We start from the raw sequence: 18925 nt of genomic DNA, 5'->3' as shown, positions 1-18925 counted from the left end.
GCGAGCCAGAAGCCGAATGGCAGGATCAATAGGCGTGGAGGCGCAAGTGGAGACGGTTATCGATCTGGATGCCATTGCCCACAACGTGCGGATCCTGCGTGAATATGCGGGGGACGCGGCGGTGATGGCGGTGGTCAAGGCCGACGGCTACAACCACGGCGCCGTCGAGGTCGGGCGGGCCGCGCTGGCGGCCGGTGCGGCCGAACTCGGGGTCACCACGGTCGCCGAGGCGGTGCAGTTGCGCACCGCCGGAATTACCGCCCCGATCCTGTGCTGGCTCAATAATTCCGATGCCGACTTCCGCGCCGCGGTCGAGCACGATATCGAGATCGGCGTGTCCTCCTTGGAGCATTTGCGTGCGATCGAGGCGGTGGCGCGCGCCTGCGGCCGGCCTGCCATCGTCTCGCTGAAGGTCGACTCCGGCCTCAATCGCAACGGCATTGCGCCCCTCGAGTACCCGGCGGTGCTCGCGGCCCTACGCATGCTGGTGGATGAACAACTGGTGCGGTTCCGCGCGATCTTCTCTCACCTCGCACACGCCGATGAGCCGGACCACCCCTTTCTCGACGTCCAGCGCGCCCGCTTCGTCGAGGCCGTAGCCGCCGCCAAGGAACACGGCCTCGAACCGGAACTGGTCCACCTCGCGAACTCGGCTGCCACGCTCAGCCGCCCGGATCTGGCCTTCGATATGGTCCGCCCCGGGATCGCGATGTACGGCCTGACTCCGATACCCGAACTCGGTGACTTCGGCCTACGGCCCGCGATGACCTTCCAAGCGCGAGTCGCCTTGGTCAAAGAGGTCGCCGCCGGTGAGGGCGTCTCCTACGGCCACCAGTGGATCGCTCCGCACGACACCACCGTCGCCCTCATCCCCGCCGGATACGCCGACGGTGTGTTCCGTCCGTTGAGTAACCGCTTCGCGGTGTGGCTCGGTGGCGCATTGCGCCCCAACGTCGGTCGCATCTGCATGGACCAATTCGTCGTCGATCTGGGCGACAATGCCGCGCGCGTCGGCGAAGGCGATACCGCGATCCTGTTCGGCGCGGACCGACCCCGCGCCCAGGACTGGGCAGATCTGCTCGGCACCATCCACTATGAGATCGTGTGCTCCCCACACGGCCGAGTGGTGCGGCGCCACGTAGGGGGAATTCGATGAGAACAGTCGTCCGCGGCGGTTTGGCAACCGCCGGTGTGGTCGGCGCGCTGGCTGGCGCCCATGCCTTGCGCCGCATCGGCGCCCGGGTGCTCCGGCCCACTCGTGTCGACGAATACCGCGACGAGAACTTCGACCTGCTCGACGAGGACCGCTCCGGTGCGGTGCTCACCGAAGACGGTGTGCGCCTGGCCACCCGGGAATGCGGCCCGCCCGCCGCCCCGGTCACCGTGATCTTCGTGCACGGCTTCTGCAACACCATGGAGTCGTACCACTTCCAGCGCCATGGTCTGGAAAAGCGCTGGGGCACAAGCGCTCGCCTGGTCTTCTTCGATCTGCGCGGGCACGGCCGTTCAGGCACCCCGACCACCGGCAGCTGCACCGTCGCCCAACTCGGGCGCGATCTGGCGGCCGTCATCGAAGCGACCGCGCCGACCGGTCCGGTGGTCCTGGTCGGTCATTCGCTCGGCGGCATGGCGGTGCTCGCCGCGGCAGCGCAGTTCCCGGAGTTGTTCGCGGCGCGGGTCATCGGGATCGGTCTGCTCTCGACCGCCGCGGCCGAGGTCACCTCGGCGGGTATCGGGCAGCTGCTGCGCAACCCGGCGGTCGACGGCTTCCGCTTGGCCGTGCACACCGCGCCGACGTTGGTGCAGGCCGGGCGCAGCACCGTCCGGCATGTGATCGCGCCGATACTGCACGTCAGCTCGTTTCACGGACCCGTCAGCCCTACGCTGTCGCGCTTCACCACGCTCATGATCGACCGCACGCCCGTCGAAACGATCGTGAAATTCCTGAAGGCCTTCGAACTGCACGACGAATCTGCCGCGCTGCCGACGCTCGCCGGGCTGCCGGTGCTGGTACTGGGCGGCGCGCACGATGTCGTCATTCCGTTCCGCAACTCGCGGGCGTTGGCACGCGAATTGCCCGAGAGCGAACTCGTCCGACTCGATGACGCCGCGCATATGGCGCATATGCAATTCCCGGATCTCGTCAATGCCGCACTCGACCGGCTGCTCGTACGTGCGGGCGTCATCGAGGACACCCAATCAACCGCGGAGGTCGCCGGTGACTGAACGGCAGCAACGGATTCTGCCCACGGTCGCCGACACCGAGGCCTTCGGTCGTGAACTCGCCACGGGTCTGGGCGCGGGTGATCTGGTGGTACTCGACGGACCGCTCGGTGCGGGCAAAACCGCACTGACTCGCGGTATCGCCGAGGGCCTCGGCGTCCAGGGCCGGGTCAGCTCACCGACCTTCATCATCGCCCGCCAGCACCGGGCCGGACAGCGCGAGGGTGCCGCGCCGGTGCCGCTGGTGCATGTGGACGCGTACCGACTCGGCGGCGATCTGGACGAATTGGACGCCCTGGATCTCGACACCGATCTGCATCAGGCGGTCGTGGTGGTGGAGTGGGGCAAGGGTGTCGTGGAACACCTCGCCGAGCGGCACCTGTACGTGTTGCTCTCGCGCGAACCGAATTCCGAAGTCCGCACCGCGATCTGGGAATGGGTCGGATAGGTCGCGGAGAGGCCCCTTGACCAGGGTGCCGTAACTACCGAGTAGCTCCGCACCACGCCCAGGTACCACCCGGTATCGTTGGGCCAATCATGCTTGTACTAGCCGTCGACACCGCGACCCCCGCCGTAACGGCGGGATTGGTGGAACTGGAGCAGGCCGCACCCGGCACCGTCGCACCGGCGCGGGTGCGCACCGTCGCCGCTCGCGTCCGGGTCGACGCCCGCGCTCACGCCGAGGTGCTCACTCCGCAAATCCTCGAATGCCTCTCGGAGGCAGATCGTTCCAGGGCCGATATCGAGGCCGTCGTGGTCGGCATCGGTCCGGGGCCGTTCACCGGACTGCGCGTCGGCATGGCGACCGCCGCCGCCTTCGGTGACGCGCTCGGCGTCCCGGTCCACGGTGTGTGCAGCCTCGACGCGATTGCCGCCGACGCGGCGCTCGAACCCTCGCTGCTGCCTGGCATCACACCCGAGAGCGAACTGCTCGTGGTCACCGACGCGCGCCGCCGCGAGGTGTACTGGGCCCGCTACCGTGACGGATATCGCATCGAGGGCCCGGAGGTGAGCAAGCCCGGTGACCTGGATCCCGTGCAGGCCACCATGATCGCCGGTTCCGCCTCGCACGTCGATCTGTTCGACCTGCCCGTGCTCCCGGCCGAAACTCCGTCACCCGCCGGTCTGGTGCGGGTCGCGGCTGCCGAACTGCTGGCGCGCGCCGTCCCGGAACCGTTGATCCCGCTGTACCTGCGCAGACCGGATGCGGTGGAACGGAGCTACCGCACGCTCGACCGGACGGGAGCGTGACGGCCGTGGAACCCGACCGGAGGTCCAAGGGGCGAAGCAGACCCGTGACTCGCATCGAGCCCATGGATGTCGCCGATATCGAGCGCTGTGTCGAACTCGAGCAGTTGTTGTTCCCGGAGGACGATCCGTGGCAGGCGGTGTCGTTCCACTCCGAACTGGCCGGACCACACAACCGCTATATCGTCGCGCGTGACGAGGCCGGGCGAATGGTCGGCTATGCGGGTATCGCGCTGCTCGGTGATGCCGAACACCCCGAGGCCGAGGTACACACCATCGGCGTCGATCCAGGCTGCCATCGCGGCGGTGTCGGCACCATGCTGCTGGAGGCGCTGCTCGCCGAGGCCGGTAAGCGCGGCGGGCCGGTCTTCCTCGAGGTGCGCACCGATAACGCCCCCGCCATCGCGCTCTACGCCAAGCACGGCTTCCACATCATCGGCCTGCGCAAGAACTACTACCATCCCAGCGGCGCCGACGCGTACACCATGCGCAGACCGGAACTAGCAGCGAACCCGGCCTGGCGCCCGCAGCCGGCCGAATCGGCACAACCGAACGAGGTGCTTTCGTGATCGTCATGGGTATCGAAAGTTCCTGTGACGAAACGGGAGTCGGCATCGTGCGCCGACACCCCGACGGCACCTGCGAACTGCTCGCCGACGAGGTCGCCTCCAGCGTCGAACAGCACGCCCGCTTCGGCGGTGTGGTCCCGGAGATCGCCTCACGCGCACATCTCGAGGCCATCGTGCCCGCGATGCGCCGAGCGCTGGCCGCCGCGGGCATCAGCAAGCCCGACGCACTCGCGGTGACCATCGGACCCGGACTGGCCGGTGCGCTGCTGGTCGGCGTCGCGGCCGCGAAAGCCTATGCGGCAGCGTGGGATGTGCCGTTCTACGCACTGAACCATCTCGGTGGACACGTCGCGGTCGACACCCTCGAACACGGTCCGATGCCGCCGTGCGTCGCGCTGCTGGTCTCCGGTGGGCACACGCATCTGCTGCACGTCACCGATCTGGCCGCGCCGATCGTCGAACTCGGTAGCACCGTGGACGACGCGGCGGGCGAAGCCTTCGACAAGGTCGCCCGGCTACTCGGCCTCGGCTTCCCGGGGGGACCCGCGCTGGATGCCGCTGCGGCACACGGCGATCCGAAGGCCATTGCCTTCCCCCGCGGCATGACAGGTCCCCGCGACCCCCGCTACGACTTCTCCTTCTCCGGCCTCAAAACCGCCGTCGCCCGCTACGTCGAGGCGGCCCAGCGCAACGGATTCACCGCCGATGAACTTCCGATCCCGGACATCGCGGCATCGTTCCAGGAGTCGGTCGCCGACGTACTCACCATGAAGGCGGTACGTGCCGCCCAGGACGTCGGCGTGCAGACCCTGGTCCTCGGGGGCGGCGCCACCGCGAACTCCAGAATCCGCTCGATGGCCGAAGACCGCTGCGCCGCGGCCGGATTGCGCCTGCGCGTCCCCAAACCCCGCCTGTGCACCGACAACGGCGTAATGATCGCCGCCCTCGGTGCCCACGTGATCGCAGGCGGCGCACCCCCATCTCCCCTGACCGTCGCCACCGACCCCGGCCTCCCAGTCTCCGTCAGCCAACTCGCCTGACGCAATCAAGATCAGGTGGCACTGCGGGCGGTCATCTCTCGCATTTTGCCGCCAAAATTTCACGTGATCGTTCGACCAGCCGGGCGTGCGTGGTGGTGGAACCGGTGAGTGGGTTAGGGGTGGGGTGCGTGGGGTGTTGTTCCGTACGGACTTCTCGGGGTGCTGGCTCGAGTTGTTGCCGTGCCGTGGTTTTCCTGGCCGTGCTGGGCACGTCGTGTGCCGTACCCTCCCACAGTCAGGCGGTGGCTTCCAGCTCGGTCGACTGGCTGTGGTTGCGTTGTCGAGGGTAGTCGAACGGTGGTTGTGGGTGGGATTCTGAGCAACCATTCGACTACCCTCGCCGGGTGAGCTGCGTTTGGATGGTGGCAGCACACATTGCTCTGCCTGGCTTTCAGTCGTGCGGGCCGATGAACTGTCCGGACAGGCCCGCGCTCGACCCAAGTTTCGCCCTGGGTGGGAACGGAATCCGCGATTGCGCGGGTGTCTGTGTCGGCTCCGGTTGCGGCGGCGATGACGCCGGACCGCGGTCCTGACCCGACGACCCGGCACCCGGCGAATGCGGATTTCCGAACAGCGGTCCGAGTAACTCGGGGAACGGAATCGGCGGCAGATTCGGATCCGGGCGCAGCGTCGGCGCGGACGGCGTGGTCCCGACGGGCGACGAGGCGGTCGAGGTGGTCGGTTGGCCGCGGTCCGGAGTGAGCGAGGGGATACTGGCACCGGAGGGCCGGTTGGTGCTCTCCCGGCTCGGGCCGGTGGTCGAAGTGCCCGCGCCGGTCGGTGGCATCACCGTCACCGGCGCCGTGGGTAGTTGGGCACTGCTGGTGGTGCCCGCGGGGGAGATCTCGTCGTCCCCGGTCGGTGCGAAGGTCTTCACCCCGTAGCCGATGACCAGCCCGACCACCACGATCGCACCCGCCAGCGTGCCGACGACCTTGGTGAAGGTGCCGACCGGCGCGTCGGCGGCGCCGACTACCGGGAATACCGACGGCTGCACCGAATCCGCCACCAGCGCGGCGCCTTTCGCGATCACCGCCTCCGGATCGTCGATGGTGTGCACCGGAATGTCCAGCGCGCGTTCGAGGGTGGACAGGACAGCCGGAATATTGGCCCCGCCGCCGATCACAATCACGGCCTGCGGAAACGTGGGTGCCCGCGCGAAAACCGCGGCGACGAAAACGGCGGTATCGCGCAGCAGATCCGAGATCAGTTCCTCGAAGTCGGCCCTGGTCAGCTTGAGCGGCTCCCCGGCGACATGATCGATGGTCACGGCGGGCGCGATCGATAGGTGTTCCTTGGCGGCGCGGCCGCGGTTGGTCAGCATGCCCCGGTTGGGGCGGGTGCCGCGCCGGGCGTAGTGCAGATCGACCAGGTGGTGATAGATCAGCTCGTCGATGGCGTTGCCGCTGATCGTCGTTGTGCGTTCGGTGCGCAGGATGGTGGCGTCGGCTCGGCCGGCCACGGTGACGCTGAGACCGGTCGCGCCGAGGTCGACGATGGCGACCGTTTCGTAGCGGTCCACGAGTCCGGTGTGCCGCAAATACGTAAGTGCCGCAGTACCTTCCGGCACCAGCCGCAGATCGCGCTGTTTGCCGGTGGCCGACCGGATCACCTGCGCTTGCTCTTTGCTGCGATAGGCGACCGCGACGCTGGTGGGCGGGCGACCGGCAGCGGAGTCGACACCGACCGATTTCGCACCGGCGAAGCGCGCGCCGACCGGATGCGCCGGAAAGGCCACGTCATAGGAGAGTTGCGTGGTCGGAAGCTGAGTGGTCATGAGCTCGATCGAGGACGCGACGAGATCGCCGAGATCGGAGTGGGCCGCGTCCGCGGAAACCACTCGATAGTCGAAACTCTGCGCGCCATTGGACGCGGTAGCGACCAGCGCCGAGCACACGACCTCGTTACCGGCCGATATGCCGAGGGATGTTCGCATGTCACCTCCCTTCGAGCGGATGGTCATGGTGTCGCCGACCATCTCGAATGGACAGACGGACAGCTCGCGTGGATGGCGAGATCCGGACGCGGGACCGGGCCGACCCATTGTCCGGATGGGTCGCTGGGACGGCCATGGATCACGTGTGGTCTTGCCCTCTGGTGAAGCTTCTTGTTTGAAAACGCTGGTGTCGTGACGCTGGTACTGACGTTGATCTTGCTCTTGCGGAGCGGGTATTGCTCTGTGGCACTGGGTGTTTCGTGACGCTTGGTGCTCCCCTGAAGCGCTGGTTCGTGACGAACACGGCGAGCGGAGCACGACCGTCGTCAATACTGTCACAATCCGTTATCCGAACGTTACAGATTTGCCGAAGTCTTGGGAAGTCCTCAGACATCTGGGCGTGGCGTGGCGTGGCGCACGCGTGTCGGAAAACGACACGCGTAGGCCGGGACCAACGGTTTTGGCACCACCCAACCTTGAGCGCTGGCACTCTCATGTATAGAGTGCTAGTCGGCACTGTGTGATGTGCGTGTGCCAGTTCGACTACTGAGCAGGGGTCCCGGCACCCGCGACGACGGGGCTGATGCGCAGGGTCGAGTTCGAGTGACCGTCGGCGACTGCTTGCGGGTCGCTCGATACAAACCGATACCCGATGGTCCGGGACAACAGTTCCGGACGACCGTAAATCCCCTGAAAGTGGAGGGCTCAACGTGGCGAGCGTGAACATCAAGCCGCTCGAGGACAAGATCCTCGTCCAGGCCAACGAGGCCGAGACGACGACGGCCTCCGGCCTGGTCATCCCCGACACGGCGAAGGAGAAGCCGCAGGAGGGCACCGTCATCGCCGTCGGCGAAGGACGCGTCACCGACAAGGGTGACCGCATCCCGGTCGACGTCAAGGAAGGCGACGTCGTCATCTACAGCAAGTACGGCGGCACCGAGATCAAGTACCAGGGCGAGGAATACCTCATCCTGTCGGCGCGCGACATCCTGGCCGTCGTCACCAAGTAGCCGATAGGCACATGCGTTCCGCCCCGGTGTCTTTCGCGACCCGGGGCGGAGTGCGTTCGGCCCAGAACACACAGGAGCTGACAAAAACATGGCAAAGCAGATCGAGTTCGACGAGAAGGCTCGTCGTGCTCTCGAGCGCGGCGTCGACAAGCTCGCCGACGCGGTGAAGGTCACCCTCGGGCCGCGTGGTCGCCACGTCGTGCTCGCGAAGGCCTTCGGCGGCCCGACCGTGACCAACGACGGTGTCACCATCGCGCGCGATATCGACCTCGAGGATCCGTTCGAGAACCTCGGCGCGCAGCTGGTCAAGAGCGTCGCGACCAAGACCAACGATGTCGCCGGTGACGGCACCACCACCGCCACCGTGCTGGCCCAGGCGCTGGTGCGCGCGGGTCTGAAGAACGTTGCGGCTGGCGCGAATCCGATCGTGGTCGGTTCGGGCATCGCCAAGGCCGCCGACGCGGTCTCCGAGGCGCTGCTCGCGCTGGCCACCCCGGTCTCCGGTGAGCAGGCCATCGCGCAGGTCGCCACCGTCTCCTCGCGCGACGAGGAGATCGGCGAAATGGTCGGCAAGGCGCTGACCACCGTCGGCAAGGACGGCGTGGTCACCGTCGAGGAGTCCTCGACGCTGCAGACCGAACTCGTCGTCACCGAGGGCGTCCAGTTCGACAAGGGCTACCTCTCGCCCTACTTCGTCACCGACGCCGACAGCCAGCAGGCTGTCCTCGAGGATGCCTACATCCTGCTGAACCGGGAGAAGATCAGCTCGCTGCCCGATCTGCTCCCGCTGCTGGAGAAGATCGCCGAATCCGGCAAGCCGGTGCTGATCGTCGCCGAGGACGTCGAGGGCGAGGCGCTGTCCACCCTGGTGGTCAACTCGATCCGCAAGACCCTCAAGGCCGTTGCGGTGAAGGCACCGTTCTTCGGGGACCGGCGCAAGGCCTTCCTCGACGACCTCGCCGTCGTCACCGCGGGCACCGTGGTCAACCCGGATCTGGGCATCTCGCTGCGCGAGGCGGGCATCGAGGTGCTCGGCAAGGCGCGTCGCATCGTCGTCACCAAGGACGACACCACGATCATCGACGGTGCGGGCACCGCCGAGGACATCGCCGCCCGTGGCGCACAGTTGCGGCGCGAGATCGAGGCCACCGATTCCGATTGGGATCGGGAGAAGCTCGAGGAGCGCTTGGCCAAGCTGGCAGGCGGCGTCGCGGTGATCAAGGTCGGCGCGGCCACCGAGACCGCGCTCAAGGAGCGCAAGTACCGGGTCGAGGACGCCGTCAGCGCGGCCAAGGCCGCCGTCGACGAGGGCATCGTGCCCGGTGGCGGCACCGCCCTGGTGCACGCCGCGGCCAAGCTCGTCGAACTGCGCGACTCGCTCTCCGGTGACGAGGCCATCGGTGTCGAGGCGGTGCGTACCGCACTGTCGGCGCCGCTGTTCTGGATCGCCACCAATGCCGGCGTGGACGGTTCCGTGGTGGTCAGCAAGGTCGCCGACGGCAAGGAGGGCTTCAATGCCGCCACCCTCGCCTACGGTGATCTGCTCACCGACGGTGTCGTCGACCCGGTCAAGGTGACCCGCTCCGCGGTCGTGAACGCGGCGTCGGTGGCCCGGATGATTCTCACCACCGAGAGCGCCGTGGTCGACAAGCCCGCCGAAGCGGAGCACGACCACAGCCACCACGGTCACGCGCACTGAGCGCAGGCCGCACGGTAGAAGGCCCCCGGGACCGCACGTCCCGGGGGCCTTCGTGTTGTGAGCAATATGAACGCAATAGCGCGCAACAAGTCGAAAAATTCAATCGCGAGAACTGATTCCGACCCTGGTCGGCGAAGTTCTAAGAGGCGACGGGTGGTTGCTCGGCGGCGATGGCGGCGAGCAACCTGGCACGCAGGGCGGCGGGCGGCTGGGCCGCCGTCGCCTCCGCGAGAGTGCCGAGGACTTCCTTCGTCTGCTGGACTTCGATCATGAATTCCGCGCGTAGTACGGGGTCCTCACCGTCGAGCACTTCCTGCAACGCATTGTGGTCTTCGTCGTCGATCGATCCGAGCGCGACGGCGTGCGCGAGATCGATCCGGGCTTCGTTCATCTCACGTCACCCCCAAACTTTTCTTCAGTCGTGTCAATCCGTCCCGTATACGGGACTTAACGGTCGGTAACCCTACGCCGAGGAAGTCGGCGACTTCCGCGTAGGTTCGCCCGCCGTAGTAGGCGAGCGAAATGGCCTCCCGCTGAGTCTGTGTCAATGTCCCTAGACCCTGCTGGACGGCCTGTTGCTCGAGCCTTCGCTCCACTTCTTCGGTGACCTCATCGAATTCGTTGCCGAGAACCCTTATCCCATAGGCGACTTCGCGCAGGGTATGGGCCTGTTCGGCGCGGACCCGGTCGACGGCCCGCCGATGGGCGAGGGTCATCAACCATGTCACCGCGGAACCTTTGGTCGCGTCGAAACTGGACGCGGTCCGCCAGATCTGGAGATACACCTCCTGGGTGGTCTCCTCCGCGTAGCCGGGGTCGTGCAGGACGCGTAGCACCAAGCCGAACACGCGCGCGCACGTTCGGTCGTACAGCTCGGCGAATGCTTCCTGGTCGGACCGGCCGCAACGTTCGAGAAGTGCGGCGAGCTCGATACTTTCGGCGGCGCGTGCCGTTACCGCAGATTCCACCCGATTCGACGTAATGGTGGGTGGGATGGCTTCTCTTCGGAACGAGTCGCCCTCTGCGGCCGGCGGCCGCGTTGTCACAACGCTCCATTCTGTGTCATCGGTCACTACCGTAGCTGGCCGCTATCGGACCCCATGCGGTGGGGTGTCAGCGAACCGCATGCGGGGCCGGCAACTTCCCGGTAAGCCTCGACACGCCAGACGTTTCTGGAGGGGACACGCCGTGACACGCCGCTGGTTTCATGAAACGCCGCATCTGCGACCGACTTCGGCTTGTGGCCATCGCCGGGTGTTTGCTAGGCATTCGGCGCGCCGCGCCACCTGGATGGGGAGAAGTTGGTTTTAAACGGCCATCCGACGACGGTTACGTCGAGCGTGCATCTCCCGCTCGGTTTCGGACATACCGCCCCAGATGCCGTAGGGCTCGCTGACTTTGAGCGCGTGGCTGCGGCACTGCATGAGCACCGGGCAGGCTCGGCAGATCTCTTTGGCGCGCATCTCGCGTGCGGTGCGGGCGCGGCCGCGTTCACCGTCCGGATGAAAAAACACCGCGGAGTCCTGGCCTCGGCAGGATCCTCGCATCTGCCAGTCCCAGACGTCCGCGTTCGGTCCGGGGAGGTGGGTCGGCATGGGCATGGTGAACTCCTCGTGGTGCGAGCTCGTCAGCGTTGTCGAGCAGTTGTTCTGCAACAGTTGTGGCCACGGCGCTGGGTCGGCGGCGTGCCATGGGCTCGCCTATTGCGGTCGCTGCAATTTCGCGCGGCGCCGACCGTGGCGATGAGTTACGTTAGGTCCAGCCGCGAAATTCCGTCAATAGTTCGATCCAGCAGTTTTCTAAATCTTAAGCTGCAAAAATTAACCTCGAAGCTGTTTACTTCTTGGACCCGTCCGGTAATACTGATCGGTTGGTCAGAGGCTGGTATATCTTCGCATGGCGTCAGTATTCCGCATTCCCGCAGGTGGGAACCCTTCGGTGGTTGCATCCCCGTGTAGTAGCGAGTAGGCGAAGACGTGGGCACTATCACACCGTCGACGGGCCGCTACGATGTTCGGTCGATCGGAGATGGCAGAAACGGGGCGCTGAGGTTAATTGCGCGAAACGCATGTGAATTCCGGTCACACACGCTATGCGATTGCCGGAAGTACTTTTACTTGATGGAAACATGGCGACGGCGATGAAATGCTCAATATTAGCCGGAAGTATCTGACGGACGTGTTTCTCGCGGCGTGGCCACCCGCGGCGCTCGGGTTAGAGTTCGGCGTGCCCGTGCCTTCTTCCCCTATATATATCGAGTCCGCCATGCTTGCCGACGCGGCTTTCGGTGCCTGTCCCGGCCGTGCCGCTACCGAGTTGCCAACCGCTGTGAACCCACTCGATTTCTGGCATCGGGCGGTGATCTTCGGTGGTCAGGGTCGCTACGCCGCGGCGCGTGAAGAGTTGCGAGTATTGCGCGCACACACCACCGATCCGGTGTTGGTTTCGCTGGCCGCGAGTACCGAGGGCTCGTTTCTGCGTCAGCTCGGCTGGCATGCCCGTGCCGCCGGACACGACGGTCGCGCGGCCGCGTTGATTCTGCCGACGGGGGATGTGGTCGGTCCCGAACGCGTGGACGCGATCTGTGACGCGCTGACCGGTCTCGCGGCCGATGCGCTCGGCATCGGCCGTCTGGCGCTCGCTTCCCGCCTGCTCCGGCGCACTCATGACGCGATGACCCAGACGCGGTCGCCGCACAGCTGGCGAACGCTGATCCGGTGGCATTGGGTCTGCGCGGAGACCGCACTCGCCGCCTGCGCCGCCGACACCGCCGCGTCCCATGCCGCGACGGCCCTCGCGCTGGCCGAGGACGGACCGTCCGTCCGGCATCGGGTCAAGTCCCGGCTCCTGGTCGCGGCGACCGCCGCGGCAGCCGGTGATGTCGAGCATGCGCGAACGCTCGCCGATGAGGTCGCCGAGCAGTGCCGCGAGCACGGATTGCTCCCATTGCGTTGGGCCAGTTCGATGTTGCGCTCAGGGGTGTCCACGGGGACTCGCGCGAGCGCGGCCGCGGCCGATGCGCAGAAGTGCGCGCAGACAATCCGCCGTCGTGGCGGGCACTTTCGTCCCATGAGTGATTCCCGAGTCTGATCAAGACACCACCGTGTTGTCCGGATCCACGGGTTGTATCGCTATTGTTAGACCCGTTCCGCCCCTTCGGCGGAAGCACTGGTCATCACTGCCGGTGCCACTTGTAACGCCAGGAAATTCTCTGACGATGACGAACACGGGCGAAGAGTTGGACCTCGCCGTCGCTGCCGCTGCGCAGGGCGACAGATCCGCTTTAGCTCAGGTACTCGAATTGGTCCGCCCGTTGGTGGTGCGCTATTGCCGCGCGCGGATCGGCGCCGCGGAGCGTGGACAGCTCTCTGCGGACGACGTCGCGCAGGAGGTATGTCTGGCCGTGATGACAGCTCTGCCCCGGTATCAGGACCAGGGCAGGCCCTTCATGGCCTTCGTATACGGAATCGCTTCGCACAAGGTTGCCGACGCTCATCGCAACGCCGCCCGTAACAAGGCGGAGGCAATGGCCGAAGTACCAGATGTCATATCCACCGACCAGGGGCCGGAACAGCGAGCTCTCGAGTCCGAAACGAGCAGGCAGATGAACAGTCTGCTCGCGACGCTTCCGGAGAAGCATCGAGAGATTCTGATCCTGCGTTTGGTCATGGGTTTGTCAGCAGAAGAAACCGCAGTCGCCGTGGGCAGTACGGCGGGTGCGATACGCGTCGCCCAACACCGGGCGCTCGCGAAACTGAAGTCACAAGTGGCGAGGGCAGGTGAAATGTATGGCTAGGGATGGCGAGCGCGGTCGGGGCGACTGGAAGGCGCGACGTGGATCGCGAAACAGCGGTCCCTACGCCGGGAGTGGTGACACCGGTCCGGTGGACATCGCGGCGGTGCGCAGAGACGATGCGCTGATTGATGCCATTGCTAGCAACGGCCCGGTACAGACCGACAGCGCGGAGGAGTTTCAGCTCGCGTCGCTGCTGGCGGACTGGCGAGCGGAGCTGATTTCTCCGCCGTTGCCCGCTGAACCGAATCTCGATGAGATCGTTGCCGCGGTCAATCAGGAGATCGGTGCCCGGCAGGTCCGGATCGGTGCGCAGTCCGGTGGGCGACTTCGGCTTGTCCGTCCGATTCTCGGGACGGCTGCCGCGCTGGCGCTGGTCATCGGTGGTCTTTCGGCGTTCTCCTACGGCGCCGCTCCTGGTGATCCGCTCTGGCGGGTCAAGGAAGTCGTGTTCAGTGAACAGGCGCAGTCGACCGTGGTGCAGCGCGCCGACAGCGATCTGGCCAATGCGAAAACGATGCTCGCTCAGGACAATCCGGAGCAGGCAAGGGCAAAGCTGGAGGGCGCCAAGGCGAATGCCGAACTGATCGACGATCCGGTCAAGCGGGACAAGCGAATCAACGAATTCAACGCCTTGCTCGCGGAGTTGAACAAGATCGCTCCGGAGATCGGGAAGTCGCTCGCGGCGAGCACGACATCGACGACGACGCCCAACCCGACGGCAACCGACGGCACCAACTCGCCGACCACCAGGCCTTCCGGCGATGCTGGTTCTACCTCAGCGGTGGTTCCGCCGATCGATTCGAAGGTGCCGACGACGGAGCCGAACACACCAGGCAAGTCGACACCGCCGACAACCGCGCCGCCGGTTAGCACTCCTGCTCCCGAACAGCCCACCCAGCCCAGTCATCCGACTCAGGCTCCACCGACCACCGTGGGCACCCAGCCCACGGGGGTCGTGCCGAGCGTGGACTCCGGCCCGCCCGCGCAATCCCCGACTCATCAGCAGCCGCCGACCTTCGTGGTTCCCACCGGTTTGCCGTCTTTGCCGGGGTTGCCCGGATCGGGACCGGCCACTTAATCGGAGTCGATACTCCGACAGTGCTTTGGTTCGTGAGAAGCGTTCGATCGAGCAGAAGCGCTGTGGCGGATGCATATCCGTCACTTTCGCGCGTGCGTGGGTGCGCGGACATTCGAATTGTTGTGCATGAACCGATCGCCGACAGGCGGTCGGCTTTTTGTATGTCAGCTATTTCACATCGCGCCCGCGCGTCAGCGCGCTGTGTGTGAGGCGCGCGATGTCAGCTGTCGAACCCGTCGAATCCGTCGCCGTGGAAGGCCTCGTTCATCGAGGCGTCCGCGTATCCCCGGCAGTAATCCCAGGTGACATACGCTTCCGGCATCGGGTCGTAGGCGGGCTCGTGCGGGCGCACCGTGCCGTCGACCAGCAGCTGAAGCAGGTTGGCGCGCAGCATATCCCAGTCGTGGTAGTGATCTTGCCTGCAGTCTTCGCAGCTGACCACGAGTCCTCGGATGCCACGGTGCGCTAGTAGTGCCTCATACACCGCAAGGTCGGCGAGATCCTCCTCGACCGCAAGGCGCTCGTGGGGATCCAGCGGTTCGCCGGGCTCGATGGCATCGAGTGCGGCGGACGGGTCGGAGGGGTCTCCGGCGAACGGATCCGGCGGCAAGCCAGGTGGTAGATGGTCACGCACACCCCCACGGTACGCAGAACAGGGTGCTCTTCGCCAGCTATGTGGCGCGCCAGTTTCGGTGGTGGGCTCAGTTCCGTGAGCGAGCGCAGCGAGTGAACCATGGGTACGGGCGCTCACGCGCACGACGGAGTCGAGCGTCAGCGAGGCGCAGTCGTGAGCGAGCGCAGCGAGTGAACCAATAGGTACAGGCGCTCACGCGCACGACCGTCAGCGAGGCGCAGTCGTGAGCGTGTTTGCGGGACAGATACCATGGGTGACAGGCCCCGGCCAGTATCCGACAGCGCTGGCGGAGCCGCCACCGTCCAACCCATCAGCTTCCACGACGCCGGCCACCCCGGCGTTCGTTGCTTTCGACGTTCAGGAGGGGTCGATCCGAATGAGTAATCCCGTATCGGGCGAACGAATCGCGGTCCGCCCTCCTACGGGTGGTGACGATTCGAACAAGATCGCCATGCTCGGTCTCACGTTCGACGATGTGCTGTTGCTACCGGCCGCTTCGGATCTCATCCCGAGCTCGGTGGAAACCTCCAGCCAACTGACCCGTGAGATCCGGTTGCGCACCCCGCTCTGCAGCTCCGCCATGGACACCGTGACCGAGGCGCGGATGGCCATCTCCATGGCGCGCGCGGGTGGCATGGGCGTGTTGCACCGCAATCTGGCGGTCGCCGATCAGGCCGCGCAGGTCGAGACCGTCAAGCGGTCCGAGGCGGGCATGGTCACCGACCCGGTGACCTGTCGTCCCACCGACACCCTCGCCGAGGTCGACGCGATGTGCGCCCGCTTCCGCATTTCCGGACTGCCGGTGGTGGATGAGACCGGCGCGCTTGTGGGCATTATCACCAACCGCGATATGCGCTTCGAGGTCGATCAGAACCGTCGGGTCGCCGATGTGATGACCAAAGCGCCGTTGATCACCGCGCAGGAGGGCGTCACCGCCGAGGCCGCGCTCGGTCTGCTGCGCCGCCACAAGATCGAGAAGTTGCCCATCGTCGACGGTAACGGCCGCCTGCGCGGACTCATCACCGTCAAGGACTTCGTCAAGACCGATCAATACCCGAACGCCACCAAGGACCGTGACGGCCGCCTGCTCGTCGGCGCTGCGATCGGTGTCGGTGAGGACTCCTGGTCGCGCGCCATGACTTTGGCCGACGCCGGGGTCGACGTGCTCATCGTCGATACCGCGCACGGCCATCAGGCCGGTGTGCTGCAGATGGTGACCAAGGTCAAGGGCGAGGTCGGCGATCGCATCCAGATCGTCGGCGGCAATGTGGCCACCAGGGCCGGTGCGGCCGCGCTGGTCGAGGCGGGCGCGGATGCGGTGAAGGTCGGTGTCGGTCCCGGTTCCATCTGCACCACCCGCGTGGTCGCTGGTGTCGGCGTGCCGCAGATCACCGCGATCCTCGAGGCCGTCGCCGCGTGCAAACCGTACGGCGTTCCGGTGATCGCCGACGGCGGCATCCAGTTCTCCGGTGATATCGCCAAGGCCATCGCGGCGGGCGCGTCCACCGTGATGCTCGGCTCGCTGCTGGCCGGTACGGCCGAGTCCCCGGGTGAGCTGATCCTGGTGGGCGGCAAGCAGTTCAAGAGCTACCGCGGCATGGGTTCGCTGGGCGCCATGCAGGGCCGCGGCCAGGCCAAGTCCTACTCCAAGGACCGCTACTTCCAGGACGACGTGCTCGCCGAGGACAAGCTGGTGCCCGAGGGCATCGAGGGGCGGGTGCCGTTCCGCGGACCGGTAAACCCGGTGATCCATCAGCTCGTCGGCGGGCTGCGGGCGGCCATGGGCTACACCGGGTCGCAGTCCATCGCGGATCTGCAGGAGGCGCAGTTCGTGCAGATCACTGCGGCGGGGCTGAAGGAGAGCCACCCGCACGACATCACGATGACCGTCGAGGCGCCCAACTACACTGGTCGCGGTTAGCCTGCTCGCCGGGACGGAATGGGCCGTGCATGATCGGCCGTGCTCGCGATCATCGAGGTACACGGCCCTCGGCTTCGCGAGGTTTGAGAAGGGTAGGACCGCGATCCCTGACCTGAGGCCCAGGATGTAGTCGGCGACTCGGTATGACAGCCACGGACATTCGTGATCGCTGACCCGAATATGTGGCCACGAAACGTTCATATAGAGCTTCGGATTCGTCGGCGCACCCCGGCGGCTGTGCTCGCCGCTCGAGCCGACGGTCACGAAGCGAGTCTCACGAGCACGGAATTCGCGGCTGGTCTCGCCTCGTCGCACGAAGGCGTGGCCATCGAAACAACCAAGTTGTCCGAGCGCATACGATGCAGGTACAAGTCTCGACCGACTGGACGGTCATACACCCGGTGCCGACCTGCCCACGTGCGGTCACCACCACGGAGCGAGTCTTACGAGCGACCGTTCGCGGCCCGTCTCGCGTCCGAGCCGTCGAAGCGATGCGACGAAGTCGCGAGTCTCGACGGCTCGGACGCGAGACACCAGGGGGCCGCGAACACGCAGCGCCGCAGGCGCTGCCAAAGATAAGGAGAGCAAGCGTGCGCGACATGGTCGAGATCGGTATGGGTCGGACCGCCCGGCGTACCTATGAACTGGACGATGTCGATATCGTCCCGTCGCGGCGGACTCGTTCGTCGAAGCAGGTATCGCTGGCGTGGCAGTTGGACGCATACCGATTCGAGATCCCGTTCCTGGCGCACCCGACCGATGCGCTGGTCTCGCCGGATTTCGCCATCGAACTCGGCAGGCTCGGCGGACTCGGCGTCATCAACGGTGAGGGGCTGTGGGCCCGGCACGCCGATGTCGCCGCCAAGATCGACCAGCTGCTCGAACTCGTCGCCAAGGGTGGCTATGAGCGTGCCGTCGGGCTGCTGCAGGAACTGCATGCCGCGCCGATGGAGCCGGATCTGCTGGCCGCCGCGGTCGCGCAGGTGCGGGCCGCCGGTGTGACGGTGGCGGTGCGGGTGAGCCCGCAGAACGCCCGCGCGCTGACCCCGGCGCTGCTGCAGGCCGGTATCGACCTACTCGTGGTGCACGGCACCATCATCTCCGCCGAACACGTCGGCGACGGTGAACCGTTGAACCTCAAGACCTTCATCGCCGAACTGGATGTGCCGGTGGTGGCCGGTGGCGTGAGCGATCACAAGACCGCGCTGCACCTGATGCGCACCGGCGCCGCGGGCGTCATCGTCGGTTACGGTTCCTATCCCGGCGCGACGACGACCGGTGAGGTGCTCGGCATCGGGGTGCCGATGGCCACCGCCATCGCCGATGCCGCCGCCGCGCGTCGCGACTACCTGGACGAGACCGGCGGACGCTATGTGCACGTGATCGCCGACGGCGATATCGCCACCTCGGGTCAGCTGGCCAAGGCCATCGCCTGTGGCGCCGATGCCGCCATGCTCGGGGTCCCGCTTGCGCTGGCCGCCGAGGCACCTGGTCGCGGCTGGTACTGGCCGTCCTCGGCCGCGCATCCGTCGGTGCCGCGCGGTTCACTGCTGCACGTGGAGGATCCGTGGGATCTGGGCGGCGAGCTGTCCGGTGATACCGGCGAGACGGTGCGTCCGAGCCTGGAGCGTGTCCTGTACGGACCCTCCGACGACCCGTTCGGCTCGCTGAATCTCATTGGCGGCCTGCGTCGCTCGATGGCCAAGGCGGGCTACTCCGACCTCAAGGAATTCCAGCGGGTCGGTCTCAGCGTGCGCGCGTGAGGTAGCCG

Annotated in this window: 18 protein-coding genes; 13 read left to right on the top strand and 5 right to left on the bottom strand. The window is 66.3% G+C overall.

Annotated elements, in window-relative coordinates:
* Positions 1–16: 16 nt before the first annotated feature.
* The 6 genes from alr to tsaD all read left to right on the top strand — a co-directional run bounded on the left by alr (position 17) and on the right by tsaD (position 5080).
* A complete protein-coding gene (gene alr, locus ACQPXH_RS29110) occupies positions 17–1156 on the top strand; it encodes an alanine racemase (RefSeq protein WP_433599643.1) in 1140 nt (379 codons plus the stop codon).
* On the top strand, positions 1153–2226 hold the full coding sequence (locus ACQPXH_RS29105; protein WP_433599642.1) for an alpha/beta fold hydrolase: 1074 nt from the start codon (positions 1153–1155) through the stop codon (positions 2224–2226). Before alr ends, ACQPXH_RS29105 begins: the two co-directional genes overlap by 4 nt.
* Positions 2219–2671 carry a tRNA (adenosine(37)-N6)-threonylcarbamoyltransferase complex ATPase subunit type 1 TsaE gene (gene tsaE, locus ACQPXH_RS29100; RefSeq protein WP_433599641.1) on the top strand — a complete coding sequence of 151 codons (453 nt, stop codon included), beginning with the start codon at positions 2219–2221 and terminating at the stop codon, positions 2669–2671. The genes ACQPXH_RS29105 and tsaE overlap by 8 nt, the downstream gene beginning before the upstream one ends.
* 89 nt (positions 2672–2760) lie before the next feature.
* Entirely contained in the window at positions 2761–3474 is a 714-nt protein-coding gene (gene tsaB / locus ACQPXH_RS29095) for a tRNA (adenosine(37)-N6)-threonylcarbamoyltransferase complex dimerization subunit type 1 TsaB (RefSeq protein WP_433599640.1), read from the top strand.
* A 62-nt stretch (positions 3475–3536) separates the two neighbouring features.
* The gene (rimI, locus tag ACQPXH_RS29090) at positions 3537–4040 is read left to right on the top strand and encodes a ribosomal protein S18-alanine N-acetyltransferase (RefSeq protein WP_063039043.1); all 504 of its coding nucleotides are present in this window, start codon (positions 3537–3539) and stop codon (positions 4038–4040) included.
* A complete protein-coding gene (tsaD, locus tag ACQPXH_RS29085) occupies positions 4037–5080 on the top strand; it encodes a tRNA (adenosine(37)-N6)-threonylcarbamoyltransferase complex transferase subunit TsaD (protein WP_433599639.1) in 1044 nt (347 codons plus the stop codon). The genes rimI and tsaD overlap by 4 nt, the downstream gene beginning before the upstream one ends.
* Positions 5081–5471: 391 nt before the next feature.
* Here the strand turns inward: tsaD and ACQPXH_RS29080 are convergent, their stop codons facing one another.
* Complete coding sequence (locus tag ACQPXH_RS29080) at positions 5472–7016, bottom strand: Hsp70 family protein (protein WP_433599638.1); 1545 nt, start codon at positions 7014–7016, stop codon at positions 5472–5474.
* A 710-nt stretch (positions 7017–7726) separates the two neighbouring features.
* Between ACQPXH_RS29080 and groES the strand changes: the two genes are divergently transcribed.
* Positions 7727–8026, top strand: coding sequence for a co-chaperone GroES (groES, locus tag ACQPXH_RS29075; RefSeq protein WP_040686722.1), 300 nt, complete (start codon positions 7727–7729; stop codon positions 8024–8026).
* 88 nt (positions 8027–8114) lie between these two features.
* On the top strand, positions 8115–9725 hold the full coding sequence (groL, locus tag ACQPXH_RS29070; RefSeq protein ID WP_433599637.1) for a chaperonin GroEL: 1611 nt from the start codon (positions 8115–8117) through the stop codon (positions 9723–9725).
* A 139-nt stretch (positions 9726–9864) separates the two neighbouring features.
* On the opposite strand, the gene ACQPXH_RS29065 is transcribed toward groL, so the two are convergent.
* The 3 genes from ACQPXH_RS29065 to ACQPXH_RS29055 form a co-directional block, all read right to left on the bottom strand.
* Positions 9865–10116 (bottom strand): RskA family anti-sigma factor, encoded by a 252-nt coding sequence (locus ACQPXH_RS29065; protein WP_433599636.1) that lies wholly within the window; start codon positions 10114–10116, stop codon positions 9865–9867.
* A 1-nt stretch (position 10117) separates the two neighbouring features.
* Positions 10118–10693: a sigma-70 family RNA polymerase sigma factor gene (locus ACQPXH_RS29060; protein ID WP_040686725.1), complete on the bottom strand. Its 576-nt coding sequence runs from the start codon at positions 10691–10693 to the stop codon at positions 10118–10120.
* A 339-nt stretch (positions 10694–11032) separates the two neighbouring features.
* Positions 11033–11326, bottom strand: a complete 294-nt coding sequence (locus ACQPXH_RS29055) for a WhiB family transcriptional regulator (RefSeq protein WP_014981828.1) — start codon at positions 11324–11326, stop codon at positions 11033–11035.
* A gap of 727 nt (positions 11327–12053) precedes the next feature.
* Between ACQPXH_RS29055 and ACQPXH_RS29050 the strand changes: the two genes are divergently transcribed.
* From ACQPXH_RS29050 to ACQPXH_RS29040, 3 genes are all read left to right on the top strand, one after another.
* Positions 12054–12815 carry a hypothetical protein gene (locus tag ACQPXH_RS29050; protein ID WP_433599635.1) on the top strand — a complete coding sequence of 254 codons (762 nt, stop codon included), beginning with the start codon at positions 12054–12056 and terminating at the stop codon, positions 12813–12815.
* A 127-nt stretch (positions 12816–12942) separates the two neighbouring features.
* Positions 12943–13521 carry a sigma-70 family RNA polymerase sigma factor gene (locus ACQPXH_RS29045; RefSeq protein ID WP_040686727.1) on the top strand — a complete coding sequence of 193 codons (579 nt, stop codon included), beginning with the start codon at positions 12943–12945 and terminating at the stop codon, positions 13519–13521.
* A complete protein-coding gene (locus ACQPXH_RS29040) occupies positions 13514–14599 on the top strand; it encodes an anti-sigma-D factor RsdA (protein WP_433599634.1) in 1086 nt (361 codons plus the stop codon). Before ACQPXH_RS29045 ends, ACQPXH_RS29040 begins: the two co-directional genes overlap by 8 nt.
* Before the next feature lie 220 nt (positions 14600–14819).
* Here the strand turns inward: ACQPXH_RS29040 and ACQPXH_RS29035 are convergent, their stop codons facing one another.
* Positions 14820–15233 (bottom strand): DUF5319 domain-containing protein, encoded by a 414-nt coding sequence (locus ACQPXH_RS29035; RefSeq protein ID WP_040686729.1) that lies wholly within the window; start codon positions 15231–15233, stop codon positions 14820–14822.
* 376 nt (positions 15234–15609) lie between these two features.
* Between ACQPXH_RS29035 and guaB the strand changes: the two genes are divergently transcribed.
* Positions 15610–17154 carry an IMP dehydrogenase gene (guaB, locus tag ACQPXH_RS29030; RefSeq protein ID WP_433599633.1) on the top strand — a complete coding sequence of 515 codons (1545 nt, stop codon included), beginning with the start codon at positions 15610–15612 and terminating at the stop codon, positions 17152–17154.
* A 590-nt stretch (positions 17155–17744) separates the two neighbouring features.
* Positions 17745–18917 (top strand): GuaB3 family IMP dehydrogenase-related protein, encoded by a 1173-nt coding sequence (locus tag ACQPXH_RS29025; protein WP_433599632.1) that lies wholly within the window; start codon positions 17745–17747, stop codon positions 18915–18917.
* Positions 18918–18925 lie beyond the last annotated feature (8 nt).

This window comes from Nocardia sp. CA-135953 (assembly GCF_050955735.1).
Classification (GTDB): domain Bacteria; phylum Actinomycetota; class Actinomycetes; order Mycobacteriales; family Mycobacteriaceae; genus Nocardia.
The sequence above is the reverse complement of the archived record's forward strand: the minus strand, read 5'-3'. Positions and strand labels throughout refer to the sequence as shown.